General features: G+C 52.5%; 10 protein-coding genes. 6 read left to right on the top strand and 4 right to left on the bottom strand.

All coding sequences use genetic code 11. The features are described from left to right. The first annotated feature begins 32 nt into the window (after positions 1–32). Positions 33–365 (top strand): hypothetical protein, encoded by a 333-nt coding sequence (locus AYK82_RS00440; RefSeq protein WP_068310187.1) that lies wholly within the window; start codon positions 33–35, stop codon positions 363–365. An 81-nt stretch (positions 366–446) separates the two neighbouring features. On the opposite strand, the gene AYK82_RS00435 is transcribed toward AYK82_RS00440, so the two are convergent. Continuing rightward, complete coding sequence (locus AYK82_RS00435; protein WP_156453219.1) at positions 447–935, bottom strand: plastocyanin/azurin family copper-binding protein; 489 nt, start codon at positions 933–935, stop codon at positions 447–449. Between the two features lie 7 nt (positions 936–942). Beyond that, positions 943–1593, bottom strand: a complete 651-nt coding sequence (locus tag AYK82_RS00430; RefSeq protein ID WP_172795168.1) for a Crp/Fnr family transcriptional regulator — start codon at positions 1591–1593, stop codon at positions 943–945. Between the two features lie 456 nt (positions 1594–2049). Between AYK82_RS00430 and AYK82_RS00425 the strand changes: the two genes are divergently transcribed. The 5 genes from AYK82_RS00425 (at position 2050) to AYK82_RS00405 (ending at position 9970) form a co-directional block, all read left to right on the top strand. Next, positions 2050–3123, top strand: a complete 1074-nt coding sequence (locus tag AYK82_RS00425) for a cytochrome-c peroxidase (protein ID WP_068310210.1) — start codon at positions 2050–2052, stop codon at positions 3121–3123. 12 nt (positions 3124–3135) lie between these two features. Beyond that, the gene (locus tag AYK82_RS00420) at positions 3136–4278 is read left to right on the top strand and encodes a cytochrome-c peroxidase (protein WP_068310181.1); all 1143 of its coding nucleotides are present in this window, start codon (positions 3136–3138) and stop codon (positions 4276–4278) included. Positions 4279–4290: 12 nt separating this feature from the next. Continuing rightward, positions 4291–4887 (top strand): arsenate reductase (azurin) small subunit, encoded by a 597-nt coding sequence (locus AYK82_RS00415; RefSeq protein WP_156453218.1) that lies wholly within the window; start codon positions 4291–4293, stop codon positions 4885–4887. A gap of 13 nt (positions 4888–4900) precedes the next feature. Continuing rightward, positions 4901–7576, top strand: coding sequence for an arsenate reductase (azurin) large subunit (locus AYK82_RS00410; protein ID WP_068310179.1), 2676 nt, complete (start codon positions 4901–4903; stop codon positions 7574–7576). Between the two features lie 105 nt (positions 7577–7681). Next, positions 7682–9970 carry a HEAT repeat domain-containing protein gene (locus tag AYK82_RS00405; RefSeq protein WP_068310177.1) on the top strand — a complete coding sequence of 763 codons (2289 nt, stop codon included), beginning with the start codon at positions 7682–7684 and terminating at the stop codon, positions 9968–9970. A 10-nt stretch (positions 9971–9980) separates the two neighbouring features. Here AYK82_RS00405 and AYK82_RS00400 read toward each other — a convergent pair whose 3' ends face one another. Further along, the gene (locus tag AYK82_RS00400; protein ID WP_068310175.1) at positions 9981–10478 is read right to left on the bottom strand and encodes a GNAT family N-acetyltransferase; all 498 of its coding nucleotides are present in this window, start codon (positions 10476–10478) and stop codon (positions 9981–9983) included. A gap of 156 nt (positions 10479–10634) precedes the next feature. Beyond that, positions 10635–10928 (bottom strand): helix-turn-helix domain-containing protein, encoded by a 294-nt coding sequence (locus AYK82_RS00395; protein WP_172795167.1) that lies wholly within the window; start codon positions 10926–10928, stop codon positions 10635–10637. Between the last annotated feature and the right edge of the window lie 117 nt (positions 10929–11045).

Genomic DNA, 11045 nt, shown 5'->3' with positions numbered 1-11045 from the left:
AAAACACCTTGTCAGGTGTTTGAACAAAGGGCTTGGAAAAGGGCAGCGTAATATGTTTAATCAAACTGTCCGGAAATCGGGCGGAACTCCAACAAGAAACCAACATAGCTAAGGAGACAAAAGCCTGGCTTGCCGGTGGTGCCGCTGACCAGATCAAGGCATACGTTTCCAAAATGGTGATTGTGATGCCAGTGGAAGAGTATCAGGCAAACAAGCGGGCCAGTGTTGAAGCTGTCTTCGGTGTTTCTGGCGGCATGTTTCCCAGTGTTCAAACTGCACTTGCATGGATCGAAAAAGACTGTCCAGCAGTCAGCTCTCTTGAATCGCTTAGCAAATATCTCTCCAATGATCTACGGTTGGTTTGAGGGCATATATCCCAACAAAAAGAGGTCAGGCGCATCAACTCGCCTGACCCAACTTTATTCGTCCTGCAAAGGGCGCCCTTGTCATTTTTGTTCTAGGCGCGCAAGGAGCTGCTGTAGTTTTTCATCCGCGCGTCCGTTAAGCTTCTTGCTCCAACTTTCAGGAGGATTACGCCATGCTTCGCGTGGCCCCACTGCAATTAACATCACCATTCCATAGCGACCATGCACCTTACAGGTCATCACATAGAGGCCCGGGGCATCCATAACTTGAGTATGCGACTGCGTGTTTGCAATTGATATCGATTTTACCCCTTCCGGGATCAAGCCACGCACGCTTTTGACTGTGTGTTGTCCGCGCGAGTTATTAAAAATTATCTTGCCACCCACTGGAATGCGAACGAAGTCTGGCTCGAAACGAAACATATCCAAGACGTAATCGACCGTAGGATCACTTACCTGATCTATGGCAACTGCGTTTTGTTTGCTGTTTTCACTCGCATTTCCTGAGGTAGACATTGCGCCTGCACACGCCAAAACCAACGCGGCGATGAGCGTTACACTCTTGGTCATCAGCGGGTTAACCTTTCTTCCTTGGCCGGCCACCATTTGCAATGTAGCGCAGGCCTTTCATGTTAAGTATTTCTATCTTGTCGGTCGCGAGCAGCTTGATTGCGCCTTCATGCGCTAGAGCGGTGAACCCGCGGCTTACCGTTTCCGGTTGCAAGCCGAGGTAGTCGGCGATGTCACGGCGTCCAAACGGAATTTGGACATGGTTCAGCTCGTGACTTTTATTCCGATCTCTTCGGCTGCGCAGTTCGAACAAGAATGCGGCAATGCGCTCAATCGGCGTTTTCTTGGCCAAATCATTACTATGATCGAGCATTTGAAAAAGAAGCGCATTGCTGCGAGAGACAAAGTGCTCTCGGGTTTGTCTCGAATGCTCCAACAAACTGTCAAAGACCGACTGGTCAATGATCTGCAACGTGCTAGGACCAAGCGCGGTGATCGTCCCACTAATTTGTCGGGAGAGCGCCGCCAAGTTTATGTAATCGCCGGGTAAAAATAGGCCGGTAATCGTGCGCCGACCATCACTAAGGTGCGCAACAACCCCCATTGCGCCAGCAAGCACGCTTAGCACCGGCTCTCCACTGAGCTCTCGTGGCTCAATTTCATCTGCCACAGAAAGGTGTACGCGGTGACTGCCCCTTAACGGGCTTGCCCCGTGCACGGCCCGCAACTCCCCACAAAGACAATTACTGTGCTCAAAACCGCAGTGCCTAACAATAGTACAGTGTCGCGGCTGCTTGCCCCTATCCGCGCGCACGGCAGCTGCCGCCCCACTTGTTTCATGCATGCAATGCCCCCAAACATTACTCGCCTCTAAGACACGCTCTCTAGTAACCCCCAAAAACACCTAGCCCTAAAACTCTAGGTAAGCGTAATGTACGCATAAAGTTGCAAATGCGAGTTGATATCGCTCAAATCTACCTATTTTTACGTATTAACTATGATTTTCAATAGGTTATGGGTAAATCTCGATTCTTTTTCTTTTCTACGTACGCCTTGATTGCAATCAGTGCTGTATATCACATTCTGCAAATACTGGGCTTAGTCGGGGGAGCCAAAGTTCGCATCGTATTTGATGGGCAAAGACATTCCGCTCCTCTCCAAAACGGAGGGTTCAATGCGCCTACCTGCAAGTCTTGCTGCATTGCTTTTTGCCAGTTCCTCTGCTTTATCGGCAGATTTGGGGCCGGTTGAGCCGCTGCAAGTGAATGAAGATCTGGCCGCGCTTGGCAAGCGCCTGTTTTATGATTCAAGGCTTTCTGGAGATACCAATCTCTCATGCTCCAGCTGTCATCAGCCGGAAAAGGCTTTTACCGACGGTGAGCCACTCTCAACAGCCTATAGCGGCTCGGAAGGCTTTCGCAACACGCCGACCCTTGCCAATGTTGGCCACCGCGTCAACTGGATGCATGATGGTCGCCTCGGCACCAATTTAAATGACGTCTCCCGCGAGATGATCACTGAAGATTATATTATGAATATGGACATGCGGATGATGCAAGAGCGTTTGAAGCAGGATCCAATTTACATCAAGATGTTTGCCGCCGCAGGCAAAGGGGAGCCATCAAATGGCGGTGCACGCTCTGCCTTGCAGGAATTTTTGAAATCTATCACCTCCGCTGGGGCAGATTTCGATGCAGGAAACATGAGTGCTGCGGCGAAGCGAGGTTATGAGCTGTTTACCGGCAAGGCTGGTTGCAGCACATGCCACAGTGGCAATCGCTTTACCGACGACAAGCGGCACAATACCGGCGTTCCGGACAATCCTGCGATATGGGCGGATCCGCTACGCCATCAGACATATGTGGCCTATGCCAAGTTCATGGGTGTTGAAAACTACATGAATGTGCGTGAAGATTTGGGCGCCTATATTCAAGACCACACGCCAGCTGCAAAGCGCTCATTTGTAACGCCAAGCCTGCGGGAGCTCACCTACACCGCTCCCTACATGCACAATGGCATGATTGCCACGCTTGAAGACGTCATCGAGTTTTACAATCAGGGCGGCGGCAAAGACACCCTGAAGGATAAGGCACTGAAGCCTCTAAACCTCAGCAATAGAGAAAAAGCAGATCTTCTCGCCTTCCTGCAAGCACTCTCTGGCGAGAGCTTCAATCAACCATATTATGTCTGGGAAGAAGACGACTACGAATACCATGTCGTTTCTGACTGGAACAACGCCAAAAACTAGGGAGTCAAGATCATGCCAACTGCCATGAGATCAATCCTCTCTAAATGGATACTAGCCGGCGTCTCAGCAATTGCGATTGCTGCAACCGCGCAAGCCTCAGAGCGGCCAAAAGAGCTGGCCCCGCTTGGCCCACCGCCAATCCCTGCGGACAACCCGCAAACACCTGAAAAAATCGAGCTCGGCAAGCTGCTGTTCTTCGATCCGCGATTGTCTGGTAACGGGGCGATGCCATGCTCAGCGTGCCACCTTCCAGACGCAGGTTGGGATTTTCCCGACAAGATTTCACTGGGTTATCCGGGCACAGTGCATTGGCGCAATTCACAAACGGTCATTAACGCTGCGTACTACGGGAATTTATTCTGGGCGGGCGCCGCGAAATCGCTAGAGGCCCAAGCCAAGTCGGCAGCCAAAGGCGCAGTTGCCGGCAACGGCGAAGACGACATGCTCGAAGCCCGGCTCGCCTTTGTTCCGGAGTACCGTCAGCGCTTCAAGGATGTCTTTGGCACCGATTACCCGCGTCTTAACCACGCATGGATGGCCATTGCAGCTTTTGAACGCACACTTGTGCAGACCGATACGCCATTTGACGCATACATGCGCGGCGATGACACGTCCCTTGATGCCGCGCAAAAGCGCGGGCTTGACCTCTTCACTGGCAAGGCCGGTTGCTCGCAATGCCACAATGGCGCGCTGCTTTCCAACGAGAGATACTACAATATCGGTGTGCCCGCCTTTGACGGCTGGCAAGACGACGAACTGGCGCAAATTACCTTCCGCTATGAGCTTTATGCCAAAGGCTCCACCGAGAAGATGTACCGAGATTTCAAGGATGACCCAGGGGTCTACTTCCGTGCTAAAGACAAAAAGTACTTAGGTAAATTTAGAGTCCCTTCGCTGCGCTACACGAAATACACCGCGCCATACATGCATAACGGGATGTTGGCCACCCTTGAAGAGGTCATTGAATTTTACAATCAAGGTGGGGGGGCCAACGAATTTTCCCAGACCAAGAGCTCACTTATTCAGCCGCTTGGTCTCACTAGCAAAGAAAAAGCCGATCTGCTTGCCTTTTTGAATAGCTTATCTGGAGAGCGGATCACTATGGAAGAGCCAGAGCTGCCCCCCTATGCCGTGCTAGGCACGGGCACCCAGTAGAGGAGACGGACTATGACTGTACAGCATTCCCCCCTCGACCCGGCCCTAGTGGCAAGCATTAACGGGCCAGAGGAAGTTGCGAAAACCGGCAAGCGTTGTGTGATGAACCGTCGACAGTTCTTACTTACCTCCGGGATTAGCACATTCACAATCATGGTGGCCCTGAAGTCAGGACCAAGCGCGGCGAAAGTGCCCGCGGTGGTCTCGACTTACAAGCGAAAATTCATCGCCAAGCTTTCAGAGCTCAAACAGGATGAACCGTTGGACTTCACCTATCCAGATGAGGGCGCTTATGCGGAATCCATTCTGGTGAAGCTTGGCCGTGAAGCTGGCGGGGGTATAGGACCTCAAAAAGACATTGTCGCTTTTAGCTACACCTGCACGCACCAAGGTGGTCCACTTCAGGATACCTACAAAGCAGCCGATAAAGCGCTAGGGCCTTGTCCGCTGCATTTGACCACATTCGATCTCACCCGGCACGGCATTTTTATCTCTGGGCAGGCATATCAAAGCTTGCCGCAGGTACTGCTGGAGCTGGATGGCGACGACATCTACGCCGTTGGCATGTTTGGCCTAATCTATGGCCGCCACGACAATTTACAGGGTTGAGGAGAGCAGAACCATGTCCACTCCCTACTATATTCCAGAGACGAACATTCCCCTGCCTCCAGTTGATGCAGATGTCATATCAACCGCGTGCGACTACTGCATCGTCGCTTGCGGCTACAAGGTGTATCGCTGGCCGGTAAAAGGCGGCAAAGTTGGCGGAGCAATGGCGGGAGAAAACGCCTTTAATGTCGATTTCCCTGTTGATCCGCTTGGCCCTTGGGTTGCACCAAATCAATACAACACCGTCATGCACAATGGCGAGCCTCATCACGTGATCATCATTCCGGACAAAGATTCCGAACACGTCAATATCGCAGGCAACTCCTCAATTCGTGGCGGCGCGATCGCACAAAAAGTTTACAATCCGCAGACCCCAACGCGTGACCGCCTCAAATCTCCCATGGTGCGCATGTTTGGCGTCCTGATGCCGGTAACATGGGACTTCGCCATGGAAATTGCCGCAGCAGTCGGCAAGCACGTTATCAAGAAACATGGCGAGAACGCCTATTGCGTAAAGACCTTCTCCTACGGTTTTATGGAGAACACCTACGCAATCACCAAGTACGCACTAAACAGCGTCAGTACGGCCAACTTTACGTTCCACGATACGCCTTCGGATGTAACATCTACGCCGGGTTTCCGCGATGCCGGGTTCGACAATTTTGGCCCTGCCTATGAAGACTGGCGTGATGCTGAGACCTTGCTGATTTGCGGCACCGATCCTTATGAAACCAAAACGATCCTGTTTACAGACTGGATCATGCCGGGGATACAAAACGGCCAACGCACCATCTTTATGGTACCCCGTAAAACAGGGGGCATCGCCTATGCTGAAAAGAACGGCGGCATGTGGCTCGATATTCAACCCGGCACCGATCTGCTCGTTGTCAATGCAATAGCTCGCGTGATCGTCGAAAATGGCTGGGAGGATACCGACTGGATCCAGAAATGGGTGAACAACAAATGGGAAAGCTCCTCCGGCTTTGGGCAGGGCACGCGCAACACACCTTGGCAGTGGCGAACCACGTGGGGCAAGTTCCAAACTGCCGGCTTCGAAGACTGGAAAGAGTGGCTGCTGTCTCAGGACGAATTTGCTCCTGAAAACGCTGCAGAAATTGCCCAGATCGACATCGAAAAAATCTACAAGGCCGCGGAGTGGATGGCCAAACCGCGAGAAGACGGCACGCGCCCCAAAACATCTTTGATGATCGAAAAGGGGTTCTATTGGTCCAATAATACCGGCAATACGCAGGCGATTTCCGCACTTGGCATTGTTGTGGGAGCAGGCGGACGCCCCGGGCAGGTCATCGGCCGGGCAGGCGGTCACCAACGTGGCGGTCTGCGTGGCGGCAAATATCCGCGCAACAAATCTCCCGAAAAACTGCCCGGTCGTCGTCGCAGAGCTATGGACACAGATCGTTACCTCATGTCCGGGCACACCCGCTTTGCTCACGTCATTGGCAACACCTGGATCCAGTCCATGTGTGGGTCGCAATCCCTCGCGGCGAAGTTTGATGAGTTGACAGTGCAAAACCCGCATCAGATCAACTCCTTCGACAAGCAGGAAATCATTGATACGCTTATCAAGCGCGTTGATAGCGGAGGGATGGTCGTCGTCAACCAAGATATCTATCTGGTCGATCCCATCGGGGCGCGCTATGCGGACATTGTCTTCCCTGCCTCTGGTTGGGGGGAAGACAGCTTTACCCGTGCCAATGGAGAGCGGCGTATTCGCCTTTATCCAAAATTCTATGATGCCCCGGGTGACGCAAAACCTGACTGGTGGATCATTGCCCGTCTCGCCACAGAGATGGGATATACCGGCTTTGATTGGAAAAACTCGAACGAGGTTCTAGAGGAGGGGGCGCGCTTCTCCCGAGGAAGCCGAAAAGACTTTCATCTGGTCAAGGTTGCGGCGCATCGGGAAGGCAAAACCCTACACGAAAAACTCGGCGAGTACGGCACGGCCGGTATTCAAGGACCCGTGCTGATGGCGGACGACGGTTCGCTTATCGGAACCAAGCGCCTGCATGATACCACACGTGTCTTGCCGGAGGACGGGCCGATTGGTGCCAGCCGCCTTGGCAAGAAGTTGACGCACTTCAACTCGCAGACCGGCAAATGCAACATCCAGAAATCGCCGTGGAGCCTTTTCTCCGATTACTGGGCATGGTTGAAGCCAAAGCAGGATGAGTTGTGGGTGACCTCCGGGCGAATTAACGAGCGCTGGCAATCTGGCTATGATGATCGCAGGCGCCCATACATTGTGCAGCGCTGGCCAGAAAACTGGGTGGAGATTCATCCTGATGATGCTAAGGCACGCGGGATTGAGAACGGCGATTACGTCATGCTCTACTCGGAACGCATTCCTGTCCAGACCGACACCATCGTCGGTGTCGAGGGGGATGATTTCTCCTTTAGCAAACTCATGGAGAATGGCCATATCGAGCTGACAAAAGCTGCAATAACTGCAGTGGCAATTGTTACGCCTGCCGTGAAGAAAGGCTTGCTTTACATGGACTTTTTGCACACGGCCCAACCTGCCAACGCACTTTCAGGGCGCGTGGTAGACTGGATCAGCGGCAACTACAACTACAAGATGGGGGTAGGGCGCATACGCAAGATCGGCACATCGCCTTACAAAAACAGTTTCCGGTCCATGTCCTTTGCGCGGCGAGACATCGCTTAGCAAACACTAGAAAAAACGCCGATCAGGGTGGGGGCGCTCGCTCCCACCTATCTCACTCTAAGCAGGCCTGTCCCATGTGCCTTAACGACTGCAAGAGGCTTCGCGATGTGCGCAACAATTCAAAAACCAGAAGCAGTAAACCGCGTGATAAGCGAAACACTACTTAAAATCGCGCAGGAGGGCAGCCCGGCAGAGCAATGTCTTGCCTTAAAAGCCCTTACGAACGGAAAGCACTCTGCAACGGATGCGGACACCCGTCGTGTGCTGCTAGATCTGACCAGAAATGATGATCCTGATGTGCGGGTCGACGCTCTCTGTGCCCTTGTTTCCAGACAAGAACCGGATATTGGCGAACACTTCCTGTGGAGCCTGCTCAATGATCCTGTTGGGGACAGTAAACTTGCAGCCCTTAAAGGGCTTGGGCAAAAAGACAAAGATACAGCAGCACCACTGTTGCAAAAGCTGTTGCTAGATCGCTGCGAAGAAACTGTTGCTTGGGAAGATGAGGCAGGGCAATGGGATGACTGGCTTGATGTGCAAAAAGGCGTAATCGCTGCCATCGCCCGGTTGAAAATCACTGATTGCCTGCCGGCACTTCTGCAAGTTACACGAGACGAGATGGGGCAAGATCTTTGGGAGGATGTTCTCACCGCCTTATCGCAGTTTGGCGAAGCGGGGGTTATGGAGCTTATTGCCATCGGGCAACTCCCGAACAGCCGCTTACGCCGCCGAGCAGCTGCCGCCCTTGGGCGAACCGCGGAGCCATTAGCAGAGCGAGCGCTTAATGCCTTAACGCAAGATCAAGCTGCCGAGGTTCGGTTGGCATCCTGTGAGGCTTTACTGGCGCGAGGGGCAGATCTGCCCTTGGCACGATTGCTCACAGATACCTCTAGTGAGCTGCGCATCTTTGCCCTGCGAAACGCTCAGGATATCAGCCCGGCAAAATTAATCGACTTTGCGGTGAGGGGGGCATCAGCCGAAGAGCGAATAGCCGCGTTGGAGCGCCTTGCGGAAACTCGAATAGATCATGCTGCCGAAGAGCAATTGTTGCAAGATATCGTACCTTTGCTGCGCCGATCGGAAGATCCCTATATTTGTGCGTTGATTGCTGTGCTGGCGAGAGTTGCCTCCCCGGCGGCACAAGCTTTGCTGCTAGATATTCAAGCACAAAGAACGGCCCCCTCCGTTCAATGCGCTGTGGTGCAAGCCTTTCGACAGTTTCCCGACTGCGAAAATGTACTTTCGATACTGGCTGGCGCCATAGCAGGCAATAGCCAAAGCCTTCGCTTGCACGCCATGGCCACGCTGGCAGCTCTCGCTGCTGAGCATGGTGAGGGCGCTGCGAGTGCACAAGCATTGCTCGCAGAAGCCGCTAAAGGCACGCTTACTGATGCAGAAAATGTCGATGCAGCGCAAGAAGAAGTCTCTCAGGAAAGAGCAGGGCGCACCGACGAAGAGAGCAAGTCGCGCATCCGAATAGATCGTGATGGCAACGTCCTAGAGCCCGCCTCGCAAATACAGTCCGCAACAGACAGTTCAGAGCACAGTGAACCAAAGATCGCTTGTGAACATGAGGAAGACAGCTTCCCTCAATCTACACTCGCTGCTGTATTGCAAGGTGATGCGGCACAAGCAACAGCGCCTGAGGAGAAGGTTGAGCTTTCTCAATCAGATCTAAAATTGTTGGAGCTAGCACAATCAACCTTGAAGAAAAAGCGCGTAAGGCCCGACATTGCCGCAGATAAAATACGTGATTGCCAACTTATAGCGCTGCGCCTCGTTGGTGAACAGGATGACACAACCTATACGCAATTGCTATGCGAGCAAGCTCTCGCCGCTGATGCACAAATTCGGTTTTCGGCCTTACAAAGTCTGTTGTCACGCGCGCGGCGGGGCGTCCTGCCAGATCCTACCTTATGGCAGGCTCTTCCTGCTCTCGTTAAAGACAATCATCTCCCGCTCCGCTCCATTGTTGTGCAACTGCTCGCCTATGCGCCGAAGGACGTTGCTGAACCGCTCTTTACAATTGCACTGCGAACCGGCGCAACTCAGGAAAGAGCTGAGGCCATCAAATACGCACCCGCAAATGAACTTACGCAACCTGTGATGCAACAGGCGCTCGCAAGCCGCGACCGTGTCGTTCGTGCTGCCGCGATTACACGGGCTTGCGCTGAGGGAACTGGAGAGGCTACAGCCCTACTGGGCGCAGCTCTGCTGGAAAGTGGTGCGCTTGGTTCAATCCTTGCCAAAGAGCTAAACCAATTGCCACAGGGAGTGTGGAGTGAAGCAGTTAAACAACAGCTCTGCCTACGCTGCCAAACCCAGACCGCTGAACGCACAATTGCTCTGCAAATCCTCGCTCAGTTGGAGGCAGGGACGGCAATCGCGGCGTGACAGAACAAAACTACCAGTAACGATAGACCAAATCTGTTGGATCCTCGCGTTCCGCGTGGGGGTCCAGCCTTCCATCAAGACGCCGTGCGACCTGAATGGAAGCCCTGTTTTCCTCATCAATATAGCTCACTAGAGAAGGTAGCCGGATAGATTTTCTTGCCCAATCTTTTAGGAGAGCTGCCGCCTCACTGGCATAGCCATTGCCTTCGGCATAATCATATAGGAACCACCCAAGTTCCGGTTCTGGAAACAATGGACCTGCGTTTATATCCACCATCCCCGCGACGTTTCCAGTGTCGCTCAGCTCAATTGCCAACCCACCATGACCCATCAGTCTCCACAGAGCTGTTTCATGGCAAAACATCCCCCAAGCGCCATAAAGATCAAGTGGCCCTCCCATGAATTTAGCGCGTGAAGACTGCATCATTGCCAAAAAATTAGGCCAGTCATCCCTGCAAAAAGCCCGTAAATTCAGGCGTTCACACCTTAGCTTTGGAATTGTAAACATAGAAAAAGGGTACGCATTAACTCACGACAGTTTGATGAAATAGTTTTGCTTCATCGGCACAGAGCAAGAAGAGGCTAAGAGGTCGTTCACCGTTCAATTACTCTCATAATTTGGATTATGTCAGAAAAGCATGTTCATTTGTTCTCGTTTCGTGCTTCACGCTGCTTTACTGTCGCTTTGCTTAGTCATTACATAGAGGTCAATGATAGAGGCCCATTTAGCGCGAGCAGTTTCGTCTGAACGCAAGTAGGCTGCCACCATCAGCCAATACCCAGTATCCTCATGAGCTAAATCACTGAGTTTCATCATAGTTTTGTCAGATGGTATTTGAATTCCGCGCTCGTAATAACCAATTTGATTATTGGCCACGCCTACAGCCAAGGCCAGCTTTCTCTTACTGGAGAAGCCGCCAGCGAGCCGCGCTTTTTCGAGTAAAATTCCAATATTCATTGGGCCACCAAAGTAAAACACACACACAGCCATCATACTAGCACGCAGGGCACCTGCTTGCAATTTTAAGGGCCGTATGGATGTTTTGAGGAGTGATAACTATCTCAATGCAGAGGG

It is taken from the genome of Polycladidibacter hongkongensis (assembly GCF_001561995.1).
In the GTDB taxonomy this organism is placed as follows: domain Bacteria; phylum Pseudomonadota; class Alphaproteobacteria; order Rhizobiales; family Stappiaceae; genus Pseudovibrio; species Pseudovibrio hongkongensis.
Note: the sequence above shows the minus strand (reverse complement) of the source record. Positions and strands in the feature narration are given on the sequence as shown.

Bases quoted from the DNA above. Each gene is read 5' to 3' on its own strand.
- AYK82_RS00435 (WP_156453219.1), bottom strand. From the start codon at position 935: ATGACCAAGAGTGTAACGCTCATCGCCGCGTTGGTTTTGGCGTGTGCA.
- AYK82_RS00425 (WP_068310210.1), top strand. From the start codon at position 2,050: ATGCGCCTACCTGCAAGTCTTGCTGCATTGCTTTTTGCCAGTTCCTCT.
- AYK82_RS00420 (WP_068310181.1), top strand. From the start codon at position 3,136: ATGCCAACTGCCATGAGATCAATCCTCTCTAAATGGATACTAGCCGGC.
- AYK82_RS00415 (WP_156453218.1), top strand. From the start codon at position 4,291: ATGACTGTACAGCATTCCCCCCTCGACCCGGCCCTAGTGGCAAGCATT.
- AYK82_RS00410 (WP_068310179.1), top strand. From the start codon at position 4,901: ATGTCCACTCCCTACTATATTCCAGAGACGAACATTCCCCTGCCTCCA.
- AYK82_RS00405 (WP_068310177.1), top strand. From the start codon at position 7,682: ATGTGCGCAACAATTCAAAAACCAGAAGCAGTAAACCGCGTGATAAGC.
- AYK82_RS00400 (WP_068310175.1), bottom strand. From the start codon at position 10,478: ATGTTTACAATTCCAAAGCTAAGGTGTGAACGCCTGAATTTACGGGCT.
- AYK82_RS00395 (WP_172795167.1), bottom strand. From the start codon at position 10,928: ATGAATATTGGAATTTTACTCGAAAAAGCGCGGCTCGCTGGCGGCTTC.